The sequence below is a fragment of the Adhaeribacter radiodurans genome (assembly GCF_014075995.1).
Taxonomy (GTDB): domain Bacteria; phylum Bacteroidota; class Bacteroidia; order Cytophagales; family Hymenobacteraceae; genus Adhaeribacter; species Adhaeribacter radiodurans.
The window spans coordinates 5,127,994-5,150,913 of record NZ_CP055153.1; the positions used below are offsets into that span (position 1 = coordinate 5,127,994).

Genomic DNA, 22,920 nt, shown 5'->3' on the forward strand with positions numbered 1-22,920 from the left:
TTACTAATTAAATAAGTGTATTTCCAACTGAGGTGTAATAAGCTAAAGCAGTTTCCGCATCCAGATAATCAGAATTAAACTCTTTTTTATTAGCGTGAATGAACAAGCAGGTTTTACCTTTCACCGCTTCAATAACCTGCCGGTGATTCTCCATAGGTAAGGCCGGACAACCTTGACTGCGTCCTAAACGGCCATGCTGGGTAATAAAAGCATCGCTTACATAATCGGCTCCATGCATTACTACACATCGCTCCAGCGCATTGGTATTAAAGTTCTCATCCATGCCAACTAATTTCAAGGACGTACCATGTTTACCCATGTAAATATCTTGAGTAACGTAGAATCCTAAACTGCTTTTTTCCGAATTAACAGTATTGTCGAATTGTTCGGCTAAGTTTTCACCGGAGTTCTTACCATGCGCCACCAGTGAGTTAAATAAAACTTTTTTATCCGCCAAATCAATAACCCAAAGTCGTTTTTCGGTAGATGGTTTATTAAAATCAACAACAGTAAGCAACTTTTTATCAGATAGCTGACCTTGCGCTTTCAGGTTTAAATAACCCAATAAAGCATCATTAAAAACATCCAGCGTTAAGCCACTCTTTTCTAAACCAATTTCTTCGTAAAGCTTATAAACATCTACCTGAAAAGCAGCAAATCGTAAAGCTTCGGCGGTTGCGCCCGATATATGCGTATTCTCGGATTTAGTCTTATAACTTCCGGCTGGTAATGGAAAGTGCGCAAAGAAAAAAGGCGCCAAAAAAGGAATAATCCGACGAATTCGACGATTACCCTTCTTTACCTTTCTAATAATATCTTTTTTTTCCTGTTCCATTGCTTTTCTTTTTTGAGAAAAATAGTACCCTTTCAACTAACTTAAACTGCCTTATACGTAAAAAAACATATTAAGACTAATAATCTATAAGTAGCAGGTCGCAAAAATTTGATACTTATTCTCTAAACACTATCCACTTTCTTATAGTTCAGATACGTTTATTACTCAAAATTTCAAGGAAAGCATCGCTATAGCATTTTACTTTATTAACAACAATCATTAAGAACTACTCATTCCGGCCTTAATAATTGCCAAAAAACAGCTTAAATCTTTTGTATTTTCTATAAAATTTTTCTTATAAACAAGAAAGCCCTATTTAAGATAGGGCTTTCTTGTTTACTATACTTAATAAGAATTTTACTTTTGCTTAGGCTTTTTTACTAAAATAAACACCTCTTCGGTAGGCCGTTTCATGTAATATTTTTCCCGGGCGTACTTTTCTAATAGCTCGGGGTTGCTCATCAGTTCGGTACGATCTTTTTGTACTTCGGCTATTTTCTGAACGTAATATTCTTTATCTGCTTCTAAATCATTTAGTTTCTTACTCATCTGATATTGAGTCATAAAATCATTAGAGTCAAAGAACACCATCCATACAAGGAAAGTAACCGTAGAAATAAAATAAAAGCTTCTGATGAATTTTGGCAATCGTATCCGCATACATCAAATATATAAAAAAAAGCAGGACGGTAAAACAAATGCTTACCGTCCTGCTTTAAATAGTGAATTTAGATTTTACATTTTTTTACCGGGAAAATAAGCCATTTCACCCAATTCTTCTTCAATCCGAAGCAGCTGGTTGTATTTTGCCATACGGTCAGAGCGAGAAGCTGAACCTGTTTTAATTTGACCAGTATTCAAAGCAACTGCTAAATCAGCAATGGTATTATCCTCGGTTTCACCGGAACGGTGGCTCATAATACTCTTGTAACCATTTCTGCGGCCTAAGTTAATAGCGTTAATCGTTTCAGTAAGGGTACCTATCTGATTTACTTTAATTAAAATAGCATTCGCAATAGATTCGTCGATACCTCTTTGCAACCGGTTTACATTTGTTACAAAAAGATCGTCGCCTACTAGTTGAGTAGTACTTCCAATAGAATCTGTTAATGCTTTCCAGCCAGCCCAATCATCTTCATCCATTCCATCTTCTATCGAAACTATTGGGTATTTTTTTGTCCAATCTGTCCAATAGCTCACCATTTCCGCTGAAGTTAATTTATCACCAGTTGATTTTTTAAAGTGATACAGACCTGTAGAAGCATCATAGAACTCCGAAGAGGCAGCATCCATGGCAATCATCACTTCATCGCCGGGTTTACGACCAGCCGCTTCAATTGCTTGCAATACAATTTTAATTGCATCTTCGTTAGATTTGATATTTGGAGCAAAACCGCCTTCATCTCCCACGTTAGTAGATAAACCTTGTTTATGTAGTACGTTCTTTAAGTGATGAAATATCTCAGATCCCCATTGCATAGCTTCGCGGAAACTAGATGCACCAACCGGCATTACCATAAACTCTTGAAAATCGATGGAGTTATCCGCATGGCTACCACCGTTCAAAATGTTCATCATAGGTACTGGCAAAGTATTAGCATTTACCCCGCCTACATACCGGTATAACGGCATACCTAAAGCCTCCGCTGCAGCACGAGCAATAGCTAGGGAAACACCTAATATGGCATTCGCCCCTAACTTACCTTTATTAGATGTACCATCTAACTCCAGCATTTTAATATCAAGCAAATTTTGCTCAAATACATTTTCCCCGATTAGCTCCTCGGCAATTATATCATTTACATTGCTTACTGCTTTTAGAACGCCTTTACCCATGTACTGCGATTTATCGCCGTCGCGCAGTTCTACTGCCTCGTGCTTACCAGTAGATGCTCCTGATGGAACTGCTGCGCGGCCCAAAAAGCCATTTTCGGTTACAACATCTACTTCTACAGTAGGGTTACCTCTGGAGTCAAAAATTTGACGGGCCTTAACGCTTGAAATTAAAGTCATCTTTTATAAATAGTTAAAATTTTATGAACTAAGAACAATATGGATGCAATACTACTAATTAAGTCCTAAATAACTTAATAGTAGTTAACCATTTTTAAGCAATTCAATGAAATTATCAAAAAGGTAATTAGAGTCATGGGGTCCTGGTGAAGACTCTGGGTGGTATTGAACGGAAAAAGCCTTTTTCCCTTTAATGCGAATTCCTTCTATGGTACCATCATTCAGATTTATATGCGTAATTTCCACCTGATCGTTGTTTTTAATCGCCTCTCCATCCACCGCAAATCCATGATTTTGGGAAGTAATTTCACATTTTCCAGTAATCAAATTTTTGACCGGATGATTTAATCCTCTATGTCCATTGTGCATTTTATAAGTTGCAATACCATTTGCCTGGGCTAAAACCTGGTGCCCCATACAAATCCCAAATAAAGGCTTATCTCGTTCTAGTATCCGATTAACACTCTCTACGGCTTGAGTAGTTGCCGCCGGATCTCCCGGCCCGTTCGAAATAAAATATCCATCTGGTTTCCACTCCTCCATTTCATCGAAAGAGGTATCAAAAGGAAATACTTTACACTCACATCCTCGGCTTACTAAATTTTGAATGATATTCTTTTTTACCCCAAGATCAAGAATAGCTACTCTAAATTCAGGATTTTCCGGTTTCATAACATACTCATCACGCGTACTAACTTGGGAGGCCAATTCTAAGCCATCCATCGAAGGAGTCTCGCCTAGCTTTTGTTGCAAACGTTCAATATCCATTATTTCGGAAGATATAATGGCATTCATGGCACCTTTATGGCGTATATGACGGACTAATTCACGGGTATCAATTTCACAAATACCTACTACACCTGCTTTTTCAAAATATTCTTGCAACGAGCCTTCGGCTGAACGTCTTGAAAAAAACTCTGAGAACTCTTTACAAACTAATCCTTTAATTTGGATTTGTTTCGATTCTACTTCTTGATTTAACACTCCGTAATTTCCAACGTGTGACACAGTAGTAATTACAATTTGGCCATAATAAGAAGGATCTGTAAATATTTCCTGATATCCGGTCATTCCAGTGTTAAAACATAATTCACCAGAATTGGTACCTATACAGCCCAGGCTTTTACCTTTCCATTGAGTTCCATCTGCTAGTAATAAAATAGCATCAACAGCTTTTTTCTCTTTCATAGATTTAAATGTTTGGCAAAAATAAAAAGGGATATGATTTAAATCATATCCCTTTCAAAATTTATTCAAAACTTTATAGAAAAATTAAACATCCTGAACTCCTTAAGTAGTAGATGAAGTATCAGCATCTACATTGCCTGAAGCCTCATTACTTGGTGTAGAAGCAGTATCCTCTTTTTTCTTAGCACCTCTTCTTCTGGTTCTGGTTCTGCTTTCAGTTGATTTAGCAGTAGAGCCCAACATTGCTTCATTATAGTCAACCAATTCAATAATGCACATATCAGCATTATCACCTAAACGGTTACCAGTTTTTAAAATACGGGTATACCCACCAGGCCGGTTTGCTATTTTACCAGATACCTGATCGAAGAGCTCTTTTAACGATTCCTTATTTTGTAAATAAGAAAAAATAGTTCTTCTTGAATGAGTGGTATCATTCTTTGATTTTGTTAATAAAGGCTCAACGTATTTGCGTAAAGCTTTGGCCTTAGCTACAGTTGTAGATACGCGTTTATGTAGAATCAAAGAAGAAGCCATGTTAGATAACATTGCTTTTCTATGAGCTGAAGTTCTACCTAAGTGATTTATTTTTTTACCGTGTCTCATTTTTTTGATTTTGCACGTGCATACCGTCGATCAACCTGAAGTGGGATCGGGAATTATGCCGTATAATTAGTTAATCTTCATCTAATTTATATTTGGAAAGATCCATCCCAAAGTTTAAACCTTTTTCTTCTACTAAGTTTTCCAACTCAGTAAGGGATTTCTTTCCAAAATTGCGGAACTTCATCATATCCTGCATATCTAGCTGCACCAAATCACCTAAGGTTTTTATATCAGCAGCTTTTAAGCAATTATAAGCACGGACAGAAAGATCCATATCATGCAGAGGTGTTTTTAATACTTTGCGCATATGTAACATTTCTTCATCTACCGCTTCTTCTTCTTCAGGTTTAGCAGTTTCAAAAGTCATGGTACTATCCGAGAACAACATAAAGTGCTGAATCAATATGTGAGCAGCTCCTTTGAGAGCTTCTTCCGGATGGATGGAACCATCTGTCTGAATGTCTATCAACAACTTTTCGTAGTCAGTCTTTTGCTCTACCCGAGTATTTTCGATACTATACTTAACATTTTTTATAGGTGTAAATATAGCATCGATAGCTATTTGACCAAAAACTTGTTCATTTGGTTTATTTTCATCAGCAGGAACATAGCCTCTACCTTTTTGCAGAGTTAGTTCTACTTCCAAACTAATGGAGGGCTCTAGATGACAAATAACCAAATCGGGATTTAAAACCTGGAACCCATTTGTAAATCTATTAATATCCCCAGCCTGAAAAGTATTCTTGTTAGAGATAGTAACTGTTATTTTATCTTCGATAGCATCATTGATCTTTTTGAATCTCACCATTTTAAGGTTTAGTATAATTTCGGATACATCCTCCATTACACCTTCAATAGTAGAGAATTCATGTAATACCCCAGGAATTCGAACCGCCGTAATGGCATAACCCTCTAAAGAAGATAAAAGAATTCTTCTTAAGGCATTACCAATTGTTACACCGTATCCTTTTTCCAAAGGCTTAAATTCAAATTGACCATGAAAGTCGTCGGCTTTTTCCATGACAACTTTTTCTGGCATTTGAAAGGCTAATATTGACATATAGTGTAATATTAATTATGGTTAAAATATAAATTCGGAAGTATTATTTCGAGTAAAGCTCGACAATTAATTGCTCCTGAATTTTCTCAGGGATTTGATCTCTTTCCGGTTCAGAAACAAACTTCCCAGTCATTTCTTTTGCATCCCATTCTAACCAGTTAAACTGACGTGAATTTCGTGCACTTAAGCTAGTAGTTATAGCTTCAAGAGATTTGGATTTTTCACGGACGCTAATAATTTGACCTGGTTTTAAGCTATAAGAAGATACATTAACAATTCCTCCATCTACCAGTATATGTTTGTGCAATACTAATTGACGCGCTGCTCTACGGGTAGGAGCTATACCTAAACGGTATACTGTATTATCTAATCTAGCTTCTAATAAGCGTAACAAGTTTTCACCAGTTATTCCTCCTTTCCGATGGGCTTTATCAAATAAATTAGCAAATTGCTTTTCTAAAACACCATAAAGGTATTTAGCTTTTTGCTTTTCCATCAACTGGATTGCGTATTCCGATTGCTTTTTTCTACGGCCTCTTCCATGCATTCCAGGAGGGTATGCTTTCTTTTGCAAGGCCTTACTTGCACCAAAAATTGGTTCGTTAAATCTTCTTGAAATTTTGGTTTTAGGACCAGTATATCTTGCCATTTTATTATCTAATCAGGACCAAACAGGTCATAATTTATATTTATTATACTCTTCTACGCTTAGGTGGTCTGCAACCATTGTGCGGCAAAGGAGTTACATCTTTAATTGTTGTAATTTCTATTCCAGCACCCTGAACTGTTCGGATTGCAGATTCTCTCCCTGCTCCTGGTCCTTTAACAAATACTTCTGCTTTACGAAGACCTAATTCGTGAGCCACACGAGCACAATCAGAAGCAGCCATTTGAGCTGCATATGGAGTATTTTTCTTTGAACCTTTAAAACCCATCTTACCAGCAGATGCCCAAGAAATTACTTGACCATTATTGTTAGTAATAGAGATAATAATGTTGTTGAAAGATGCTTTTATATGCACTTGTCCAGTAGATTCTACTACTACAACCCGCTTCTTGGCTTTATCTTTTCTCTTTTGAGCCATTGTCTATTTATTATTTAGTAGCTTTTTTCTTATTAGCAACTGTTTTACGCTTACCTTTACGGGTACGTGAATTATTTTTAGTCCGCTGGCCTCTCACAGGCAAGCCTTTTCTATGACGTAGGCCACGATAAGATCCTATATCCATTAAACGCTTGATATGCAACTGAACTTCAGAACGTAAAACACCTTCTGTTTTATGCTCAGTAGCAATTACGTTACGAATGGCACCAGCTTCCTCTTCTGTCCATTCACTTACTTTTTTATCCCAGTTAATACCAGCTTTATCTAAGATAGACTGTGAAGCTCTACGTCCTATACCATAGATATAAGTTAAAGCAATTTCACCTCTTTTTTTATCTGGAATATCTACTCCTGCTATTCTAGCCATATATGAAATTATAATTACCCTTGTCTTTGTTTATAACGTGGATTCTTTTTGTTAATCACGTAAAGCTTGCCTTTACGCCGAATCACTTTACAATCTTCGCTTCTTTTCTTAACAGATGCTTTAACTTTCATTTTTATTTATATCTATAAACTATTCTACCTTTAGATAAATCATATGGCGACATTTCAATTTTCACTTTATCACCAGGTAAAATTTTAATATAATGCATACGCATTTTTCCTGAGATGTGTGAAATAACTTGGTGTCCATTTTCCAATTCTACTCGAAACATTGCATTGGACAATGCTTCCACAATTGTCCCATCTTGTTCGATGGAAGACTGTTTTGCCATAAATTATATTTCTTCCTTATCTATATATTTAAAAGTGGTTAATATTTCAGCCTGTTCTTTTCGCACTACAATTGTATGTTCAAAATGAGCAGATGGAAAATTATCTTTCGTTCTAATTGTCCAACCATCATTTTCTTGAACTATGCTTTTAGTACCAAGATTAACCATTGGCTCTATAGCAATAACCAAACCTTCTTGCAGCTTTATACCAGAACCTCGTTTACCATAATTAGGAACTTCTGGCGCTTCATGCAAGCTTTTACCTATACCATGTCCTACTAATTCACGAACCACTGAAAATTTTTGGTTCTCAATATGAGACTGGATGGCTGAACAAACATCTCCTAACCGGTTACCAGCGGTTGCTTTCTCAATTCCTAAATAAAGTGACTCCTTGGTTGTAGCTAGAAGCTTTTTTATTCCAGCAGAAACTTCTCCAACTGGATGCGTATATGCTGAATCTGTATGATAACCTTTAAAAAAAACACCACAGTCAACAGAAACAATATCTCCGCTTTTTAGTTCATATTTGCTAGGTATACCATGTACAACAACCGAATTTACTGAAATACAAAGACTAGCTTCAAAACCGTTATACCCTTTAAAAGATGGTTTCCCATGATTATCTAGAATAAACTCCTCTGCTCTTTTGTCTAACTCTTTGGTTGAAATACCTTCCCGAATTAGTTTTGCTACTTCACCGTGAGCTTTCCCTAATATCTCCGCACCTTCCCTAAGTACTTGTATTTCTTCCTCTGTTTTATAGTAAATCATTTTAGGAAGCCATAGCAATATTCTGAGGCGATCTACCTTTTAACTTGCCTGATTTCATCATTCCATCATAATGACGCATTAAAAGATAGCTTTCAATTTGATTTAATGTATCTAATACTACACCCACCATAATGATTAAAGAAGTACCTCCAAAAAAAGCTGAAAAATCTCTGGTAACTCCAAAAAGCAAAGCTATAGCTGGAAAAATAGCTATAATAGCTAAAAACAATGCACCAGGTAAAGTAACTTTATCAAGTACATCACCAATATATTCAGAGGTAGCTAGGCCAGGTTTCACACCTGGAATAAATCCACCGCTTCTTTTTAAATCATTAGAAATCTGATCAGGATTAACACTAATAGCTGTATAAAAATAGGTAAATACAAGAATCAAAAATCCAAACAGGGCATTATACTGCCAACTAGTATAATCAGAAAATGTAGTACCAATATAGGATGCTGTTTCACTTGTGTCACGCCATATAGATGCTATTAAAGCTGGTATAAACATTAATGACTGTGCAAATATTATTGGCATAACACCAGCAGCATTAACTTTCAAAGGTATAAATTGACGCTGGCCGCTATACTGAGTAGTACCACCAATTTGTTTTGCATATTGAACTGGAATCCTGCGAACAGCTTGAGTAAGCATTACTACAGCCATTACTACTAAATAAAGAACGAATAACTCTAAAATAATAATTAAAGCACCGTTTAATCTTTTAGAAAGTACTTCTTGTAGAAGAGCACTTGGTAATCTAGAAACTATACCAATCATAATGAGCATGGAAATACCATTGCCAATACCTTTATCTGTAATTTTCTCCCCTAACCACATACAAAACATGGTTCCAGCAGTCAGAATGATAACAGATGAAATGGTAAAGGTAATATTACTTACAGCAATAGCCTCAGCGTTAATAGTTGCAATAAATCCAATGGATTGTGCACCGGTTATAGCTATTGTTAAAACTCGCGTATATTGGTTAATCTTTTTTCTGCCTGACTCACCCTCTTTCTGGAGTTTTTGGAAATAAGGAACAGCTATTGTTAGTAATTGTAAAACAATAGAAGCCGAAATGTAGGGCATAATACCTAGTGCAAAAATAGATGCATTACTAAATGCCCCTCCAAGTAAAGTATCTAGAAGTCCAAATATTCCTTCCGAATTTGACTGCAGTTTTGATGAATCAATGCCAGGTAAAACAACATAGGAACCTAATCTAAAAATAGCAATAAAACCTAAGGTATTCAGAATACGAGTCCTTAGGTCTTCAATTGCAAATATGTTCTTTATAGTTGTAATAAACTTTTTCATAAAAAAGGTATTAAATAACTACAACTGTTTTACCTCCAGCCTTTTCTATGGCTTCAATAGCAGATTGTGAAAATGCATGGGCTTGAACTTCAATCGATGCATCAAATGTTCCCCGACCTAAAACTTTAACTTTAGCATTTTTAGAAACTAAACCATGTGTTTTTAAAAAGATAAAATCAACAACTTTCACTTCGTTATTAGCAATTAAAGAACTAATTACATCTATATTTACCGGAGTGAACTCCACTCTATTAAAGTTTTTGAACCCAAATTTAGGAACACGTCTTTGAAGTGGCATTTGCCCGCCTTCAAAACCTACTTTACTCGAATAACCTGATCTAGATTTTGCTCCTTTATGACCACGAGTGGAAGTACCACCACGGCCAGAACCAGTTCCCCGTCCTATTCTTTTTCTATCTTTTATAGACCCAGCTGCTGGCTGTAACGAACTTAAATTCATATTATAATTCTTTTACTTCTACTAAATGATGAACTTTACGAATCATACCAGCAATCTGAGGAGTATTTTCAACTAAAACAGACTTGCTAATTTTGCCCAAACCTAAAGCTTTTATTGTTTGCTTTTGCTTCTCGGGGCTATCTATGATACTTCTGATTTGAGTTACTTTTATTTGTGCCATAATCTTAACCATTAAAAACTTTAGAAAGATTAACACCTCTTTGTTGAGCTACTGCTAAAGGATCGCGCATTTTAGATAAAGCATCAAATGTTGCTTTAACCACATTGTGAGGATTAGAAGATCCTTTAGATTTTGCTAATACATCTCTAATACCAGCACTTTCAAAAACAGCACGCATAGCACCTCCAGCAATTACTCCTGTACCAGCCGCCGCAGGTTTAACTAAAACAAAACCTCCAGAATACTTTCCTTCAATTGAATGAGGAACTGTATGATGATAAACCGGAACTTTTACCAGATTCTTTTTAGCATCATCTATTCCCTTTGCAATTGCATCTGTAACTTCATTGGCTTTTCCTAGGCCATAACCCACCACACCATTTCCATCACCTACTACAACTATAGCCGAAAAGCTAAAACGCCGTCCACCTTTAACTACTTTAGCAACTCGTTTGATAGCTACAACCTTTTCTTTCAGGTCTATCTCACTTGCTCTTACAACCCTTAAACTATTTTTTGACATATATTAGAATTTAAGGCCTCCGTTACGGGCTCCTTCAGCTAATGATTTAACTCTTCCGTGATATAAATAACCTGATCTATCAAAAACAACTTCTGTTATCCCTAACTCCTGCGCTTTTGCCGCTAATGTACTTCCTACTGTAGCTGATATCTCAATTTTTGAACCTGCTCCATTTTCTAAAGATGGCGAAGCAACATAAACTAGAGTTCTTCCTGCTTGATCATCTATAAGCTGGGCATAAATGGCTTTGTTACTTCTAAAAACAGACAAACGAGGCTTTGTAGCTGTGCCAGAAATTTTATTTCTGATGCTCCGTCTTATTCTTAATCTTCTTTCTGATTTTTGAACTGACATCTTATATTTTATTTAGAGGCTGTTTTACCAGCTTTTCTTCTAACATTTTCCCCAACAAAGCGAATACCTTTTCCTTTATAAGGTTCAACCTTGCGTAAAGAACGAATCTTCGCAGCTACTTGCCCGATTAATTGCTTATCGATACTTTCTAATATAATTACAGGAGCTTTACCTTTCTCTGTAATCGCACTTGCAGATACTTCTTTAGGTAATGCTAGAAATATATTATGAGAATAACCTAATGATAATTCTAAAGTATTATTAGCGGCAGTTGCTTTAAAACCAACACCAACAAGTTCTAATTGTTCTTTAAACCCTTCGCTAACTCCAATGATCATATTGTTGATAAGGGATCTATAAAGACCATGTAATGCTTTATGACGCTTTTGCTCTGTTGGTCTTCCTACAATAAGTTTTCCATCCTCTTTCGTCAATAATAAATCGCGGTCCACTTGAGTTTCTAAAGCTCCTTTTGGACCTTTAACCTTTACCAAGTTATTGGACTCAAGTATTATCTCAACATTCGCAGGAAGGGCAATTGGTAACTTTCCAATACGTGACATACTTCTTAATAATTAATATACGTAGCAAAGAACTTCGCCACCAATGTTCAGACCTTTTGCTTCTTTTTCAGTCATTACCCCTTTAGAAGTAGATAGAATAGCTACTCCCAAACCGTTTAGAACCCGTGGTAAATTGCCAAAATGTACATACTTACGTAGTCCTGGTTTACTGATTCTTTCCAGTTTAACAATTGCAGATTGTTTTGTATTTGGATTATACTTTAAAGCAATCTTAATAGTACCCTGTATTAAAGAATCATCAAAACGATAGCTTTGAATATATCCTTTTTCGTGTAATACACGGGTTATTTCTTTTTTTATCTTGCTAGATGGAATTTCAACTATCCGGTGATTTGCTTTTATGGCATTACGCACCCTAGTTAAATAATCTGCAATAGGATCTGTATTCATTATACAAAAATTTATATAGCTCTTTTTTTAGAGCCGCAAAGATACAAACTTTTTATTAATATTCTAGTTTGATGGCAAAAAATTACCAACTAGATTTTGTTACACCAGGAATCTTACCTGCCGATGCTAAATCACGGAAAACGACCCTTGATATACCAAACTTACGGATATATCCTCTAGGCCTTCCAGATAATTTACATCTATTATGTAAACGAACGGGAGATGCATTTCGTGGTAGTTTATCTAAACCTTCCCAATCTCCTGCAGCTTTTAGTTCTTTTCTTTTAGCAGCGTATTTTTCTACTGCTTTTTGTTTTTTTAATTCGCGGGCTTTTACTGATTCTTTAGCCATTGACTACTTCTTTAAATTTTGAAACGGCATACCAAATGCTTTGAGCAATTCATAGCTTTCCTCATCATTCTGAGCCGAAGTTACAAATGTAATATCCATACCAGAAATAGCCTTGATCTTATCTATGCTTATTTCAGGAAAAATAATTTGTTCTTTAACACCTAGCGTATAGTTACCCCGGCCATCGAAACCTTTATTATTAATTCCTCTAAAATCGCGAACCCTAGGTAAAGCAATAGTTAAAAGACGATCCATAAACTCGTACATACGGTCGCCCCTTAATGTAACTCTCGCCCCAATAGGCATACCTTCCCGTAACTTAAAGTTAGATACAGAGTTTTTTGCTTTTGTAGCAACTGCCTTCTGACCAGTAATTGTAGTAAGTTCATCTACACCTATATCTACCAACTTCTTATCAGCAACAGCGTTACCAATACCCTTGTTAATACATATTTTGGTTATCCGGGGAACTTGCATAATGCTCTTGTACTGAAATTTTTCTTTCAGTTGAGACACTATTTCTTTTTGATATTTTTCTTTTAATCTTGCAGATGCCATTTTAGATCAATTCTCCTGATTTCTTTGAGTAACGCTGCAATTTACCCTCTGTGTTAATTTTCTTTCCAGTTCTGGTAGATTGTCCATTTTCTACTAACATAACGTTACTAGAATGAATATATGCTTCTTTCTGAGTGATGCCACCATTAGGAGATTTTGCACTTGGCTTATTGTGTTTGGTAACCATATTGATTCCTTCCACAATAACCTTACTGGTACTTGTATTTACAGATGCAATTCGGCCAGTTTTACCTTTCTCATTGCCTGCAATTACTTTAACTGTGTCACCAGTTTTAACATGTAATTTCTGAACTTTATTATTAGCTTTCATCATTTATAAAACTTCAGGTGCTAATGATACTATTTTCATAAATTGCTTTTCACGCAATTCACGTGCAACCGGTCCGAAGATGCGAGTCCCCCTTGGTTCATCATTGTTATTCAATAAAACAGCCGCATTATCATCAAAGCGAATATAAGAACCATCTTTCCGGCGGATTTCTTTCTTCGTGCGAACTACTACTGCTTTAGAAACGGAACCTTTTTTCACGTTTCCTGATGTTAGTGCTGATTTTACAGTAACAATAATTTTATCACCTATAGACGCATATTTTTTACCAGTACCTCCTAAAACTCGGATACATAAAACTTCTTTGGCACCACTATTATCAGCAACTGACAATCTAGATTCTTGCTGTATCATTTTTTTATTTCGCCCTTTCTATAATTTCAACTAAACGCCAATTTTTTGTTTTACTTAATGGTCGCGTTTCCATTATACGAACAGTATCACCTATTCCACACTCATTTTTTTCATCATGAGCTTTAAACTTTGTAGATTTGGAAACAAATTTCCCGTAAATCGGGTGCTTCATTTTACTTTCTACTATTACCGTAATGGATTTGTCCATTTTATTTGAAACAACTCTTCCGGTTTTTTCTTTTCTTAAATTTCTCGCTTCCATTCTATTTACTGTTGAGCAATTTGCAATTTACGATTACGCAGCTCTGTATTTATTTTTGCAATATTTTTCCGCGATTCTTTTATTTTCAGTGGATTTTCTAATGGCGATATGGAATGTGCAAACCGCAGATTCTGGCTATTAGTTTTTTCAACAGCAAGGCGCTCCTGTAACTCTTCCGTTGTAAGCGCTGTAATTTCAGAGTATTTCATAACTATAATTCAACGTAATCTCTACGTACAACAAACTTGGTTCTTACTGGTAACTTTTGAGCAGCTAAACGAAGTGATTCTTGGGCAGTAGTTAAATCTACTCCATCAGATTCAAATAAAATAGTACCTGGTTTGATTACTGCTACCCAATATTCAGGTGATCCTTTACCTTTACCCATACGTACCTCAGCCGGTTTTTTTGTAATCGGTTTATCCGGGAATATTCGTATCCACACTTGACCCTCCCTTTTCATTGCACGAGTCATAGCAATACGAGCTGCTTCAATTTGGCGGCTAGTAATCCAGGCAGCTTCTAATGATTTAATTGCAAAAGAACCAAAAGATATGGTACTGCCACGTTGAGCAAGTCCCGTAACCCGGCCTTTATGCATTTTTCTATATACAGTTCTTTTCGGCTGTAACATAATTTAATATTTTTTTCAAATGAAGTTAGTTGATTTACCGACGTCCACCACTTTTACCAGCACCCCGGTTATTTCCTCCTCTGCTATTATTACGGTCACCTCCACGATCACCCCGGTCATTGCGATCACCCCGATTTCTATTTCCCCGATCATTACCTCTGTCACCACGATCATTCGTACGTTCTCCGCGAGGTGAGTTAGAGGCAGAATTAGCTGGTTTTGAAGGTTCTTGATTTGGTGATAAGTCTTTCTTACCAAAAACTTCACCTTTAAAGATCCAAACCTTAATTCCTAATTTACCATAAACCGTTTGAGCTTCTGATAACGCATAATCAATATCTGCTCTTAAAGTATGTAATGGCGTACGACCTTCTTTATAATGTTCCGTACGAGCCATTTCTGCTCCACCTAAACGGCCAGAAACTTGTATCTTTACACCTTCTGCTCCTACTCTTATGGCTGAAGCAATAGCTTGCTTCATGGCTCTTCTAAAAGAAATACGAGCCTGTAACTGCTGAGCAACTGATTCACCAACTAACTTTGCATCGAGCTCAGGTCTTTTTATTTCGAAGATATTAATTTGAACATCTTTGTTAGTGATCTTCTTTAATTCTTCTTTTATTTTATCAACCTCTTGACCACCTTTGCCAATTACTACACCAGGACGAGCCGTATTAATAGTAATGGTAATTCTTTTCAAAGTTCTTTCTAAAACAATTTTAGAAATTCCCCCTTTAGGAATACGAGCTAAGATGTATTTTCTTATTTTTTCATCCTCGATAAGTTTTTCAGCAAAATCTTTTCCGCCATACCAGTTGGAGTCCCATCCTTTGATGACACCTAATCTAAAACCTACCGGATTAACTTTTTGTCCCATTATTAAACTATTTGGCGTTATTCAAATTTTCTGAAACACTTATTAAATTTTCTTCTGGAATACTATCCACAATCAAAGTAACATGATTAGAACGCTTTCTAATTCTATGTCCTCGGCCTTGTGGTGCAGGTCTTAGTCTTTTTAACATTTTACCTTCATCCACAAATATTTCTTTTATTACTAAATTTGCATCTTCTAAGCGAACATTTTCATTTTTTTGTTGCCAGTTAGATAACGCCGATAATAAAAGCTTTTCTATTCGTTCAGCACCTGAATTTGCTTCAAACTTAAGTAGACCCAAAGCTTTGTTAACACTCTTTCCACGAACTAAGTTCGCTACTAACCGCATTTTACGTGGTGATGTAGGAACGTTTCTTAATTTAGCTATTGCTTCCATTCTATCTCTTTCCTTTATCTTTTTTAGCCACGTGTCCGCGGAAGTTGCGAGTAGGAGCGAACTCCCCAAGCTTATGACCTACCATATTTTCCGTCACGTATACAGGAATAAATTTATTACCATTATGTACTGCAAATGTATGTCCAACGAAATCAGGTGATATCATGGAACGTCGAGACCAGGTTTTAACAACAGCTTTTTTGCCTGAGTCGTCCAATGCAGTTATTTTTCTCTCGAGCCTGAAGTCAATGTAAGGCCCTTTTTTTAATGATCTTCCCATTATTTATTTTTACCTCTATTAACAATCAGGTTTTCGGAATACTTATTTTTATTTCTTGTTTTTCTACCTTTGGCATACAAGCCTTTCCGAGAACGAGGATGGCCACCTGATGATTTACCTTCACCACCTCCCATTGGGTGATCTACTGGGTTCATTGCTACCCCTCTTACTCTTGGTCGGACACCTAACCAACGATTTCTACCAGCTTTACCCAAGTTTTCATTCATGTGATCTGCATTAGATACAGTTCCTACTGTAGCCATACAATTCACTAAAACCATGCGCATCTCACCCGAAGGCAATTTTAACGTGGCATATTTACTTTCACGAGCAACTAATTGGGCGTAAGTTCCTGCACTTCTTGCTAATGTTCCTCCATTACCTGGCATAAGTTCGATATTATGAACAATGGTACCTAAAGGTATATCGGTTAGTGGCAAGCAATTCCCTACTTCCGGAGCAATACCTGGTCCTGAAAGCACTATGTTCCCTACTTTTAATCCTGCCGGAGCTAAAATGTAACTTTTTTCACCATCTGCATAATAGATGAGAGCAATGCGGGCAGTACGATTCGGATCGTATTCAATTGATTTAACTGTAGCTGGAATGCCAACCTTTGTTCTTTTAAAATCAATTATGCGGTATTGCTTTTTATGACCACCGCCTATATAACGCATGGTCATTTTACCGGAATCATTTCTACCACCAGATTTTGATATTGGTGCCAACAAAGATTTCTCGGGAGTACTTGAAGTAATTTCTTCAAACTCCGGCGCTATTCTAAATCTTTGACCTGGTGTTGTTGGTCTTAGTTTTTTTAATGCCATTCTATTTAAATGTTATTATAGAAATCAATAATATCACCTTTCTTCAAGGTAACTATTGCTTTTTTAACGGTTGGCTTACGGCCAGAAACTACACCAGCTTTTGTGTTTCTAGATTTTAACTTACCTTGAACACGCATTGTGGCAACTTTTTCTACCGTTACTCCATACAATTTTTCAATCTGCTTTTTTATCTCAACTTTATTAGCGTTTTTACCAACTTCAAAAGCATATTTTCCACTCTCATTTAGAGCAGTCATTTTCTCTGTAACTAGAGGTCTCTTTAAAATTTCCATCTTTATTTATTATAAAGTTGCTCTAATGCATTTACACTTTCTTCCGTTAAAAGTAAAGCATCTGAGTTCAGCAAATCATAAGTATTAAGGTTAGCTGCTGTTGAAACTTTTACTTTTGGCAAATTGCGGCTTGATAGAAAAAGATTATGGTCAATTTCTGAAGTAATTATGAGCGCTTTTTTATTTTTAACTTTTAGATTATTTAAAATACCAGTAAAATCTTTTGTTTTTGGTTGAGCTAATTGAATTGATTCTATTAAAGAAACTTTGTTATCACGAACCAAAGAAGATAAAGCCGAAATACGAGCTAATGATTTTACTTTTTTATTTAATTTAAAAGAATAATCTCTTGGTCTAGGTCCAAATACACGACCACCACCAATAAACACAGGAGATTTCATGGAACCAGCTCTTGCACCACCTGTTCCTTTTTGCTTTTTGAGTTTCTTAGTTGTACCAGAAACTTCATTCCGCTCCTTTGATTTATGCGTACCCTGCCGTTGATTAGCTAGATACTGTTTTACATCTAGATACATGGCATGCTCATTTGGCTCAACTCCAAAAATTGCATCTGAAAGATTTACCTTTCTGCCCGTATCTTGTCCATTAATGTTTAATACAGAAAGTTCCATTTTATTTTTCTAATACAACAAATGAATTTTTGGCACCAGGAACAGAGCCGCTTACAAGAATTAAATTTTTATCTGCTAAAACCCGCATAACTCGTAAGTTCTGAATCTTAACGCGGTTATTACCCATTCTACCAGCCATTCGCATACCTTTGAAAACTCTTGAGGGCCAAGAGCAGGCACCAATAGAACCAGGGTGTCTGGCTCGGTTGTGTTGACCGTGTGTTTGGCCACCAACTCCACCAAAATTATAACGTTTTACTACTCCTTGAAAACCTTTACCTTTAGATGTTCCAACCACATCTAAAAATTCACCTTCTTCAAAAAGATCAACTCCAATGGTGTCGCCTAATTTAAAAGTTTCATCTTCAGTTCTAAATTCAACAACTTTTGCTTTTGCTGTTGTATCCGCTTTTTTGAAGTGGCCTGCTAACGCTCGCGATACTTTTTTTTCCTTTACTTCACCATAGCCGACTTGTACAGCTTGGTAACCATCCACTTCAACTGTTTTAACCTGTGTAACTACACACGGTCCCGCTTGGATAAGCGTAGCAGCTATGCTTTTTCCATCAGGAGTGAAGAGGCTTGTCATTCCGATTTTTTTACCGATAATTCCAGGCATTCTACTTGTTTATTTATATATATTACCCTTATCCTTTCGTTAAGGGAGTGCAAAGATACTAAATTTTTATTATTTGCAAAAAATTATTTCACAAATAATCAGGCACATAAAAAAACCAGAGATTAACTCTGGTTTTTTTATTATAGAAATTATTATTTATCAAACTTTAATTTCAACATCTACGCCGCTTGGTAATTCTAACTTCATTAATGCATCCACTGTCTTAGAACTAGTAGAATAAATATCTACTAATCTTTTGTAAGTACATAATTGAAATTGCTCCCTTGCTTTTTTATTTACGTGAGGAGATCTCAGTACAGTAAACTTATCCTTCTCTGTTGGTAAAGGAATAGGTCCACTTACGATTGCACCAGTCGCTTTAACAGCTTTAACAATCTTTTCTGACGATTTGTCAACCAAATTGTGATCGTAAGATTTTAATTTTATTCTTATTTTCTGATTCATTTTATTTACCGCTATTTACCAGTTCCTTTAGTTTTTGCAACAATGCCATCTGCTAGGTTTTGCGGCACTTGTTCGTAATGGGAGAATGTTAAGTTTGCTGTTGCTCTTCCTGAAGTAAGTGTTCTTAAGTCGGTTACATAGCCAAACAATTCTGATAATGGCACATCAGCTTTTACTACTTGCGAACCAGCTTTAGTATCCATTCCTTTCATTAACCCTCTTCTTCTATTTAAGTCGCCAGTTACCGGACCTGTATATTCGTCAGGAGTAATTACTTCTAATGCCATTATTGGCTCCAATAATTTTGGAGCACACTTACGTGCCGCTTCTTTAAATCCTTGACGCGCTGCCAATTCAAAAGATAAAGCATCTGAGTCAACTTCATGATATGATCCATGGAATAAGCGAACCTTCATAGCTTCTATTGGAAATCCTGCCAATACGCCATCTTTCATTGCTTCTTCGAAACCTTTCTGAATAGCTGGAATAAATTCTTTTGGTATTACCCCACCTACAATGCCGTTTACAAATTCCAGGCCTTGCTTATTATCTTCGCGTGGTCCTAATTCAAACACAATGTCTCCAAATTTACCTCTACCACCAGATTGCTTTTTATAAGTTTCCCGGTGTTCAACATTTTTGGTAATTGTTTCTTTGTAGGCTACTTGCGGTGCACCTTGGTTAATCTCCACTTTAAACTCACGCTTTAAGCGGTCCATGATAATTTCTAAGTGAAGCTCTCCCATTCCTCGAAGAATAGTTTGGCCTGTTTCTTGGTCAGTATGTACCTGTAAAGTTGGATCTTCCTCCACTAACTTACCAATAGCCATACCCATTTTATCAGCATCAGCTTGCGTTTTTGGTTCAATAGCATATCCGATTACTGGTTCAGGAAAGTCCATTGCTTCTAATACAATCTTAGCATCCTGGGCACACAGAGTATCTCCGGTTTTAATATCTTTAAAACCAACTACAGCTCCAATATCACCGGCACTTAGTCTTTCAATTGCATTTTGCTTATTTGCATGCATTTGAAAAATTCTAGAGATTCGTTCTTTATTTTCAGAACGAGTATTATAAACGTAAGAACCTGACTCTAATACGCCTGAATAAGCCCGAATAAAACAAAGGCGGCCCACGTAAGGGTCAGTAGCAATTTTGAACGCTAATGCAGCAAAAGGTTCGGTTTCAGACGGTTTACGTGCTACTTCTTCTCCAGTATCAGGGTTGGTACCTTTTATACTTTCTTTATCTAATGGAGAAGGGCACAATGCCATTACGTAATCCAACATTGTTTGAACTCCTTTATTTTTAAAGGAAGATCCACATAACATTGGAACAATCGCCATGTCAATAGTTGCCTTTCTTAGAGCCGTCAATATTTCATCTTCCGTAATTGATTCCGGATCATCAAAATATTTTTCCATCAAGCTTTCATCGTACTCAGCTACTGCTTCCAGTAACTTTTCACGGTACTCTGTGGCTTCATCCAACATATCATCCGGAATTGGAACTTCAGTAAAGGTCATTCCTTTATCATGTTCATTCCATTCTATTCCCCGGAAGTTTACTAAATCAACTACTCCTCTAAAATTATCTTCTGAGCCAATAGGTAATTGTAATGCCACTGCATTACTTCCTAACATTTCTTTTACTTGCCTTACTACTGCCAGGAAGTCTGCACCAGAACGGTCCATCTTATTAACAAAACCGATGCGGGCTACATTATAATTGTTTGCTAAACGCCAGTTTGTTTCGGATTGTGGTTCTACTCCATCTACCGCACTAAATAAGAATACTAATCCATCTAATACTCTTAAAGAGCGGTTTACTTCAACAGTAAAATCCACGTGACCAGGAGTATCAATGATGTTTATATGATACTTATTTCCTCTATAATCCCAGCTAACTGTTGTAGCAGCAGAAGTAATGGTAATACCTCTTTCCTGTTCCTGTTCCATCCAGTCCATAGTTGCCGCTCCGTCATGAACTTCACCTATTTTATGGCTTACTCCAGAATAGTAAAGAATACGTTCTGTTGTGGTGGTTTTACCAGCATCAATGTGTGCGGCAATACCAATATTTCTAGTATATTTTAAATCGCGAGCCATTTCTAAAATCTAAAATGCGAGAAGGCTTTATTTGCTTCAGCCATCCGGTGGGTATCATCTTTTTTCTTAACAGCCGCACCTTCACCTTTAGCTGCAGCAATTATTTCTCCAGCTAGTTTATCCGTCATAGTTTTTTCGCCACGCTTTCTTGCGTACAGAATCATCCATTTAATGCCTAATGAGATTTTTCTGTCTGGTCTAACTTCCGTTGGCACTTGGAAAGTAGCTCCTCCTACACGACGGCTTTTAACCTCCACACTAGGCATAATATTATTTAATGCCTTTCTCCAAGTCTCTAACCCATTTTCTTTTGTTCTCTTCTCCACTACTTCACAAGCATCGTAAAAAATATTATATGCGATACTTTTCTTCCCATCGTACATGAGGTAATTAACGAACCTTGTAACTAAGGTTTCTTTGTACTTAGGATCTGGAAGGAGAATTCTATTTTTAGGTTTTGCTTTTCTCATCTTATTAAAACAATGTTATTTTTTCTTCTTAGCAGGTGCTCCTTTTCCTGCAGCTGCAGCTTGTCCCGGTTTCGGACGTTTTGCTCCGTATTTAGATCTTCTTTGCAATCTACCATTTACTCCTGCGGTGTCTAAAGCTCCACGGATTATATGATATCTAACTCCTGGCAAATCTTTTACCCTTCCACCCCGGATTAATACGATCGAGTGTTCCTGTAAATTATGACCCTCACCTGGAATATAGGCGTTCACCTCTTTTCCGTTGGTTAACCGCACGCGAGCCACTTTACGCATTGCAGAATTTGGCTTTTTTGGAGTAGTTGTGTAAACACGGGTACACACGCCTCTTCTTTGTGGGCATGAATCTAAGGCAGGAGATTTTGATTTAGTTGTTAATTTTTCTCTACCCTTTCTTACTAATTGCTGTATAGTAGGCATTTACTAATTTTTTATTATTAAAATGGTGTTATTCCAAATTGGATTGCAAAGGTATATAAAATACTCTGCAATATCAAAAAATTTAATAAAGTAATTCTGAAGCACTTAGTATTTTCTAATACCTAACCCGCACTAGTAAGTACAAATAAGATTTTCTATTATATTGTTTATAAATTATAAGCACAAATTAATTCTGATTAGGCCTAATTTGTGCTTTGAAACTATCTTTAATCCTGAATTGCTTTAATTATTTCCTTTACTTTTGCGTATTCTTGTTCTACCTTATCTTTTGGATTTGCTACTTCTTCCTGTAAGATAATTACCTTCGCTGGTCCTTCACATTTATTTTTATAGTAATCTGGAAGTTCAATTACTCCATCAGCTTCTATAATTGTATTAAATTCTATTGCTTTCATACTGTTTCTCATTTATTATGTTCTTTTTACGACACATAAGTTTCGGATGAAAGTATTATTTCAAGTTTTTTATATTACTAAATAATCAGTTAATAAAAAAGCCCTTGTTTTATAAACAAGGGCTTTTACTTGTAATCACATTACCTTTAAGCTTCCCCTATATTATTTCCGAAATTCATTGGAAAACTAGGTTCTTCTTGGGTTTGTTTGATAGTGCCAAAAGAGCTTTCAAATCGTTGAATATTATCGGCTAGCGCTGCTAATAATCTCTTAGCATGCTCTGGGGTAATAACTATTCTCGATTTTACTTTAGCTTTTGGAATTCCTGGCATTAATCGTATAAAATCAATCACAAATTCACTGCTTGAATGAGCAATCATTGCCAAATTAGCATATTCGCCTTCTGCTATTTCTTCAGAAAGCTCAATATTAATTTGGTTTTGTTCACCTTTCGATGCTTCTCTGGCCATGA

The 22,920-nt window shown here is 36.3% G+C and carries 39 protein-coding genes; all 39 read right to left on the reverse strand.

Translation table 11 applies throughout. The annotated features are described in order from the left end of the window. Positions 1-7 precede the first annotated feature (7 nt). Positions 8-835 (reverse strand): murein L,D-transpeptidase catalytic domain family protein, encoded by an 828-nt coding sequence (locus HUW48_RS20390; RefSeq protein ID WP_182412698.1) that lies wholly within the window; start codon positions 833-835, stop codon positions 8-10. A gap of 357 nt (positions 836-1,192) precedes the next feature. After that, a complete protein-coding gene (locus tag HUW48_RS20395) occupies positions 1,193-1,495 on the reverse strand; it encodes an FtsB family cell division protein (protein WP_182412699.1) in 303 nt (100 codons plus the stop codon). Between the two features lie 75 nt (positions 1,496-1,570). Continuing rightward, complete coding sequence (gene eno / locus HUW48_RS20400; RefSeq protein ID WP_182412700.1) at positions 1,571-2,848, reverse strand: phosphopyruvate hydratase; 1,278 nt, start codon at positions 2,846-2,848, stop codon at positions 1,571-1,573. An 84-nt stretch (positions 2,849-2,932) separates the two neighbouring features. Next, on the reverse strand, positions 2,933-4,036 hold the full coding sequence (carA, locus tag HUW48_RS20405) for a glutamine-hydrolyzing carbamoyl-phosphate synthase small subunit (protein WP_182412701.1): 1,104 nt from the start codon (positions 4,034-4,036) through the stop codon (positions 2,933-2,935). Positions 4,037-4,138: 102 nt separating this feature from the next. Further along, a complete protein-coding gene (rplQ, locus tag HUW48_RS20410) occupies positions 4,139-4,642 on the reverse strand; it encodes a 50S ribosomal protein L17 (protein ID WP_182412702.1) in 504 nt (167 codons plus the stop codon). Between the two features lie 70 nt (positions 4,643-4,712). After that, entirely contained in the window at positions 4,713-5,702 is a 990-nt protein-coding gene (locus tag HUW48_RS20415; protein WP_182412703.1) for a DNA-directed RNA polymerase subunit alpha, read from the reverse strand. Between the two features lie 43 nt (positions 5,703-5,745). Further along, positions 5,746-6,351, reverse strand: a complete 606-nt coding sequence (gene rpsD / locus HUW48_RS20420) for a 30S ribosomal protein S4 (protein WP_182412704.1) — start codon at positions 6,349-6,351, stop codon at positions 5,746-5,748. 43 nt (positions 6,352-6,394) lie between these two features. Further along, entirely contained in the window at positions 6,395-6,787 is a 393-nt protein-coding gene (rpsK, locus tag HUW48_RS20425) for a 30S ribosomal protein S11 (protein ID WP_106930133.1), read from the reverse strand. 10 nt (positions 6,788-6,797) lie between these two features. Continuing rightward, positions 6,798-7,175: a 30S ribosomal protein S13 gene (gene rpsM, locus HUW48_RS20430; RefSeq protein ID WP_182412705.1), complete on the reverse strand. Its 378-nt coding sequence runs from the start codon at positions 7,173-7,175 to the stop codon at positions 6,798-6,800. Between the two features lie 14 nt (positions 7,176-7,189). Then, positions 7,190-7,306: a type B 50S ribosomal protein L36 gene (ykgO, locus tag HUW48_RS20435; protein ID WP_071885446.1), complete on the reverse strand. Its 117-nt coding sequence runs from the start codon at positions 7,304-7,306 to the stop codon at positions 7,190-7,192. Positions 7,307-7,308: 2 nt separating this feature from the next. After that, positions 7,309-7,527: a translation initiation factor IF-1 gene (gene infA / locus HUW48_RS20440; RefSeq protein ID WP_026461690.1), complete on the reverse strand. Its 219-nt coding sequence runs from the start codon at positions 7,525-7,527 to the stop codon at positions 7,309-7,311. Positions 7,528-7,530: 3 nt separating this feature from the next. After that, the gene (gene map, locus HUW48_RS20445; protein ID WP_182412706.1) at positions 7,531-8,301 is read right to left on the reverse strand and encodes a type I methionyl aminopeptidase; all 771 of its coding nucleotides are present in this window, start codon (positions 8,299-8,301) and stop codon (positions 7,531-7,533) included. Between the two features lies 1 nt (position 8,302). After that, positions 8,303-9,622, reverse strand: coding sequence for a preprotein translocase subunit SecY (gene secY, locus HUW48_RS20450; protein ID WP_182412707.1), 1,320 nt, complete (start codon positions 9,620-9,622; stop codon positions 8,303-8,305). 10 nt (positions 9,623-9,632) lie between these two features. Beyond that, positions 9,633-10,082, reverse strand: coding sequence for a 50S ribosomal protein L15 (gene rplO, locus HUW48_RS20455; RefSeq protein WP_182412708.1), 450 nt, complete (start codon positions 10,080-10,082; stop codon positions 9,633-9,635). 1 nt (position 10,083) lies between these two features. Then, positions 10,084-10,263 carry a 50S ribosomal protein L30 gene (gene rpmD / locus HUW48_RS20460; protein ID WP_182412709.1) on the reverse strand — a complete coding sequence of 60 codons (180 nt, stop codon included), beginning with the start codon at positions 10,261-10,263 and terminating at the stop codon, positions 10,084-10,086. Positions 10,264-10,267: 4 nt separating this feature from the next. Next, entirely contained in the window at positions 10,268-10,786 is a 519-nt protein-coding gene (gene rpsE / locus HUW48_RS20465) for a 30S ribosomal protein S5 (RefSeq protein ID WP_182412710.1), read from the reverse strand. A gap of 3 nt (positions 10,787-10,789) precedes the next feature. After that, positions 10,790-11,140 carry a 50S ribosomal protein L18 gene (gene rplR, locus HUW48_RS20470; protein WP_182412711.1) on the reverse strand — a complete coding sequence of 117 codons (351 nt, stop codon included), beginning with the start codon at positions 11,138-11,140 and terminating at the stop codon, positions 10,790-10,792. Between the two features lie 8 nt (positions 11,141-11,148). Continuing rightward, on the reverse strand, positions 11,149-11,703 hold the full coding sequence (rplF, locus tag HUW48_RS20475) for a 50S ribosomal protein L6 (protein WP_182412712.1): 555 nt from the start codon (positions 11,701-11,703) through the stop codon (positions 11,149-11,151). A gap of 12 nt (positions 11,704-11,715) precedes the next feature. Next, positions 11,716-12,114 (reverse strand): 30S ribosomal protein S8, encoded by a 399-nt coding sequence (rpsH, locus tag HUW48_RS20480; RefSeq protein WP_182412713.1) that lies wholly within the window; start codon positions 12,112-12,114, stop codon positions 11,716-11,718. An 82-nt stretch (positions 12,115-12,196) separates the two neighbouring features. Next, on the reverse strand, positions 12,197-12,466 hold the full coding sequence (rpsN, locus tag HUW48_RS20485; protein WP_182412714.1) for a 30S ribosomal protein S14: 270 nt from the start codon (positions 12,464-12,466) through the stop codon (positions 12,197-12,199). A 3-nt stretch (positions 12,467-12,469) separates the two neighbouring features. Then, a complete protein-coding gene (gene rplE, locus HUW48_RS20490; RefSeq protein ID WP_182412715.1) occupies positions 12,470-13,024 on the reverse strand; it encodes a 50S ribosomal protein L5 in 555 nt (184 codons plus the stop codon). Position 13,025: 1 nt separating this feature from the next. After that, positions 13,026-13,358, reverse strand: a complete 333-nt coding sequence (gene rplX, locus HUW48_RS20495) for a 50S ribosomal protein L24 (RefSeq protein WP_182412716.1) — start codon at positions 13,356-13,358, stop codon at positions 13,026-13,028. Then, the gene (gene rplN, locus HUW48_RS20500; protein WP_106930152.1) at positions 13,359-13,727 is read right to left on the reverse strand and encodes a 50S ribosomal protein L14; all 369 of its coding nucleotides are present in this window, start codon (positions 13,725-13,727) and stop codon (positions 13,359-13,361) included. 4 nt (positions 13,728-13,731) lie between these two features. Continuing rightward, on the reverse strand, positions 13,732-13,989 hold the full coding sequence (rpsQ, locus tag HUW48_RS20505) for a 30S ribosomal protein S17 (protein ID WP_182412717.1): 258 nt from the start codon (positions 13,987-13,989) through the stop codon (positions 13,732-13,734). Positions 13,990-13,994: 5 nt separating this feature from the next. Further along, a complete protein-coding gene (gene rpmC, locus HUW48_RS20510; protein ID WP_182412718.1) occupies positions 13,995-14,198 on the reverse strand; it encodes a 50S ribosomal protein L29 in 204 nt (67 codons plus the stop codon). Between the two features lie 2 nt (positions 14,199-14,200). Beyond that, on the reverse strand, positions 14,201-14,623 hold the full coding sequence (gene rplP, locus HUW48_RS20515; protein ID WP_182412719.1) for a 50S ribosomal protein L16: 423 nt from the start codon (positions 14,621-14,623) through the stop codon (positions 14,201-14,203). Between the two features lie 34 nt (positions 14,624-14,657). Continuing rightward, positions 14,658-15,500, reverse strand: a complete 843-nt coding sequence (gene rpsC / locus HUW48_RS20520) for a 30S ribosomal protein S3 (RefSeq protein ID WP_182412720.1) — start codon at positions 15,498-15,500, stop codon at positions 14,658-14,660. A gap of 7 nt (positions 15,501-15,507) precedes the next feature. Further along, positions 15,508-15,897, reverse strand: coding sequence for a 50S ribosomal protein L22 (gene rplV / locus HUW48_RS20525; protein ID WP_182412721.1), 390 nt, complete (start codon positions 15,895-15,897; stop codon positions 15,508-15,510). A gap of 1 nt (position 15,898) precedes the next feature. After that, positions 15,899-16,177: a 30S ribosomal protein S19 gene (rpsS, locus tag HUW48_RS20530; RefSeq protein ID WP_182412722.1), complete on the reverse strand. Its 279-nt coding sequence runs from the start codon at positions 16,175-16,177 to the stop codon at positions 15,899-15,901. Continuing rightward, on the reverse strand, positions 16,177-17,004 hold the full coding sequence (gene rplB / locus HUW48_RS20535; RefSeq protein WP_182412723.1) for a 50S ribosomal protein L2: 828 nt from the start codon (positions 17,002-17,004) through the stop codon (positions 16,177-16,179). Before rplB ends, rpsS begins: the two co-directional genes overlap by 1 nt. Positions 17,005-17,009: 5 nt before the next feature. Next, entirely contained in the window at positions 17,010-17,297 is a 288-nt protein-coding gene (gene rplW, locus HUW48_RS20540) for a 50S ribosomal protein L23 (RefSeq protein WP_182412724.1), read from the reverse strand. Positions 17,298-17,299: 2 nt separating this feature from the next. Continuing rightward, entirely contained in the window at positions 17,300-17,929 is a 630-nt protein-coding gene (gene rplD / locus HUW48_RS20545; RefSeq protein ID WP_182412725.1) for a 50S ribosomal protein L4, read from the reverse strand. Position 17,930: 1 nt separating this feature from the next. Further along, positions 17,931-18,548, reverse strand: a complete 618-nt coding sequence (gene rplC / locus HUW48_RS20550; protein WP_182412726.1) for a 50S ribosomal protein L3 — start codon at positions 18,546-18,548, stop codon at positions 17,931-17,933. A gap of 159 nt (positions 18,549-18,707) precedes the next feature. Next, the gene (gene rpsJ / locus HUW48_RS20555) at positions 18,708-19,013 is read right to left on the reverse strand and encodes a 30S ribosomal protein S10 (protein WP_106930172.1); all 306 of its coding nucleotides are present in this window, start codon (positions 19,011-19,013) and stop codon (positions 18,708-18,710) included. Between the two features lie 11 nt (positions 19,014-19,024). After that, positions 19,025-21,124 carry an elongation factor G gene (fusA, locus tag HUW48_RS20560; protein WP_182412727.1) on the reverse strand — a complete coding sequence of 700 codons (2,100 nt, stop codon included), beginning with the start codon at positions 21,122-21,124 and terminating at the stop codon, positions 19,025-19,027. 2 nt (positions 21,125-21,126) lie between these two features. After that, positions 21,127-21,594: a 30S ribosomal protein S7 gene (rpsG, locus tag HUW48_RS20565; protein WP_182412728.1), complete on the reverse strand. Its 468-nt coding sequence runs from the start codon at positions 21,592-21,594 to the stop codon at positions 21,127-21,129. Between the two features lie 15 nt (positions 21,595-21,609). Beyond that, a complete protein-coding gene (gene rpsL, locus HUW48_RS20570; RefSeq protein ID WP_115373877.1) occupies positions 21,610-22,032 on the reverse strand; it encodes a 30S ribosomal protein S12 in 423 nt (140 codons plus the stop codon). Between the two features lie 227 nt (positions 22,033-22,259). Continuing rightward, positions 22,260-22,448 (reverse strand): hypothetical protein, encoded by a 189-nt coding sequence (locus tag HUW48_RS20575; protein WP_182412729.1) that lies wholly within the window; start codon positions 22,446-22,448, stop codon positions 22,260-22,262. A gap of 146 nt (positions 22,449-22,594) precedes the next feature. Then, the gene (locus tag HUW48_RS20580; RefSeq protein WP_182412730.1) at positions 22,595-22,918 is read right to left on the reverse strand and encodes a DUF3467 domain-containing protein; all 324 of its coding nucleotides are present in this window, start codon (positions 22,916-22,918) and stop codon (positions 22,595-22,597) included. Positions 22,919-22,920 lie beyond the last annotated feature (2 nt).

What these genes read in the sequence shown, in the direction of transcription:
- HUW48_RS20390 (WP_182412698.1), bottom strand. Translation starts at nt 835, where the DNA reads ATGGAACAGGAAAAAAAAGATATTATTAGAAAGGTAAAGAAGGGTAAT.
- HUW48_RS20395 (WP_182412699.1), bottom strand. Translation starts at nt 1,495, where the DNA reads ATGCGGATACGATTGCCAAAATTCATCAGAAGCTTTTATTTTATTTCT.
- eno (WP_182412700.1), bottom strand. Translation starts at nt 2,848, where the DNA reads ATGACTTTAATTTCAAGCGTTAAGGCCCGTCAAATTTTTGACTCCAGA.
- carA (WP_182412701.1), bottom strand. Translation starts at nt 4,036, where the DNA reads ATGAAAGAGAAAAAAGCTGTTGATGCTATTTTATTACTAGCAGATGGA.
- rplQ (WP_182412702.1), bottom strand. Translation starts at nt 4,642, where the DNA reads ATGAGACACGGTAAAAAAATAAATCACTTAGGTAGAACTTCAGCTCAT.
- HUW48_RS20415 (WP_182412703.1), bottom strand. Translation starts at nt 5,702, where the DNA reads ATGTCAATATTAGCCTTTCAAATGCCAGAAAAAGTTGTCATGGAAAAA.
- rpsD (WP_182412704.1), bottom strand. Translation starts at nt 6,351, where the DNA reads ATGGCAAGATATACTGGTCCTAAAACCAAAATTTCAAGAAGATTTAAC.
- rpsK (WP_106930133.1), bottom strand. Translation starts at nt 6,787, where the DNA reads ATGGCTCAAAAGAGAAAAGATAAAGCCAAGAAGCGGGTTGTAGTAGTA.
- rpsM (WP_182412705.1), bottom strand. Translation starts at nt 7,175, where the DNA reads ATGGCTAGAATAGCAGGAGTAGATATTCCAGATAAAAAAAGAGGTGAA.
- ykgO (WP_071885446.1), bottom strand. Translation starts at nt 7,306, where the DNA reads ATGAAAGTTAAAGCATCTGTTAAGAAAAGAAGCGAAGATTGTAAAGTG.
- infA (WP_026461690.1), bottom strand. Translation starts at nt 7,527, where the DNA reads ATGGCAAAACAGTCTTCCATCGAACAAGATGGGACAATTGTGGAAGCA.
- map (WP_182412706.1), bottom strand. Translation starts at nt 8,301, where the DNA reads ATGATTTACTATAAAACAGAGGAAGAAATACAAGTACTTAGGGAAGGT.
- secY (WP_182412707.1), bottom strand. Translation starts at nt 9,622, where the DNA reads ATGAAAAAGTTTATTACAACTATAAAGAACATATTTGCAATTGAAGAC.
- rplO (WP_182412708.1), bottom strand. Translation starts at nt 10,082, where the DNA reads ATGAATTTAAGTTCGTTACAGCCAGCAGCTGGGTCTATAAAAGATAGA.
- rpmD (WP_182412709.1), bottom strand. Translation starts at nt 10,263, where the DNA reads ATGGCACAAATAAAAGTAACTCAAATCAGAAGTATCATAGATAGCCCC.
- rpsE (WP_182412710.1), bottom strand. Translation starts at nt 10,786, where the DNA reads ATGTCAAAAAATAGTTTAAGGGTTGTAAGAGCAAGTGAGATAGACCTG.
- rplR (WP_182412711.1), bottom strand. Translation starts at nt 11,140, where the DNA reads ATGTCAGTTCAAAAATCAGAAAGAAGATTAAGAATAAGACGGAGCATC.
- rplF (WP_182412712.1), bottom strand. Translation starts at nt 11,703, where the DNA reads ATGTCACGTATTGGAAAGTTACCAATTGCCCTTCCTGCGAATGTTGAG.
- rpsH (WP_182412713.1), bottom strand. Translation starts at nt 12,114, where the DNA reads ATGAATACAGATCCTATTGCAGATTATTTAACTAGGGTGCGTAATGCC.
- rpsN (WP_182412714.1), bottom strand. Translation starts at nt 12,466, where the DNA reads ATGGCTAAAGAATCAGTAAAAGCCCGCGAATTAAAAAAACAAAAAGCA.
- rplE (WP_182412715.1), bottom strand. Translation starts at nt 13,024, where the DNA reads ATGGCATCTGCAAGATTAAAAGAAAAATATCAAAAAGAAATAGTGTCT.
- rplX (WP_182412716.1), bottom strand. Translation starts at nt 13,358, where the DNA reads ATGATGAAAGCTAATAATAAAGTTCAGAAATTACATGTTAAAACTGGT.
- rplN (WP_106930152.1), bottom strand. Translation starts at nt 13,727, where the DNA reads ATGATACAGCAAGAATCTAGATTGTCAGTTGCTGATAATAGTGGTGCC.
- rpsQ (WP_182412717.1), bottom strand. Translation starts at nt 13,989, where the DNA reads ATGGAAGCGAGAAATTTAAGAAAAGAAAAAACCGGAAGAGTTGTTTCA.
- rpmC (WP_182412718.1), bottom strand. Translation starts at nt 14,198, where the DNA reads ATGAAATACTCTGAAATTACAGCGCTTACAACGGAAGAGTTACAGGAG.
- rplP (WP_182412719.1), bottom strand. Translation starts at nt 14,623, where the DNA reads ATGTTACAGCCGAAAAGAACTGTATATAGAAAAATGCATAAAGGCCGG.
- rpsC (WP_182412720.1), bottom strand. Translation starts at nt 15,500, where the DNA reads ATGGGACAAAAAGTTAATCCGGTAGGTTTTAGATTAGGTGTCATCAAA.
- rplV (WP_182412721.1), bottom strand. Translation starts at nt 15,897, where the DNA reads ATGGAAGCAATAGCTAAATTAAGAAACGTTCCTACATCACCACGTAAA.
- rpsS (WP_182412722.1), bottom strand. Translation starts at nt 16,177, where the DNA reads ATGGGAAGATCATTAAAAAAAGGGCCTTACATTGACTTCAGGCTCGAG.
- rplB (WP_182412723.1), bottom strand. Translation starts at nt 17,004, where the DNA reads ATGGCATTAAAAAAACTAAGACCAACAACACCAGGTCAAAGATTTAGA.
- rplW (WP_182412724.1), bottom strand. Translation starts at nt 17,297, where the DNA reads ATGGAAATTTTAAAGAGACCTCTAGTTACAGAGAAAATGACTGCTCTA.
- rplD (WP_182412725.1), bottom strand. Translation starts at nt 17,929, where the DNA reads ATGGAACTTTCTGTATTAAACATTAATGGACAAGATACGGGCAGAAAG.
- rplC (WP_182412726.1), bottom strand. Translation starts at nt 18,548, where the DNA reads ATGCCTGGAATTATCGGTAAAAAAATCGGAATGACAAGCCTCTTCACT.
- rpsJ (WP_106930172.1), bottom strand. Translation starts at nt 19,013, where the DNA reads ATGAATCAGAAAATAAGAATAAAATTAAAATCTTACGATCACAATTTG.
- fusA (WP_182412727.1), bottom strand. Translation starts at nt 21,124, where the DNA reads ATGGCTCGCGATTTAAAATATACTAGAAATATTGGTATTGCCGCACAC.
- rpsG (WP_182412728.1), bottom strand. Translation starts at nt 21,594, where the DNA reads ATGAGAAAAGCAAAACCTAAAAATAGAATTCTCCTTCCAGATCCTAAG.
- rpsL (WP_115373877.1), bottom strand. Translation starts at nt 22,032, where the DNA reads ATGCCTACTATACAGCAATTAGTAAGAAAGGGTAGAGAAAAATTAACA.
- HUW48_RS20575 (WP_182412729.1), bottom strand. Translation starts at nt 22,448, where the DNA reads ATGAAAGCAATAGAATTTAATACAATTATAGAAGCTGATGGAGTAATT.
- HUW48_RS20580 (WP_182412730.1), bottom strand. Translation starts at nt 22,918, where the DNA reads ATGGCCAGAGAAGCATCGAAAGGTGAACAAAACCAAATTAATATTGAG.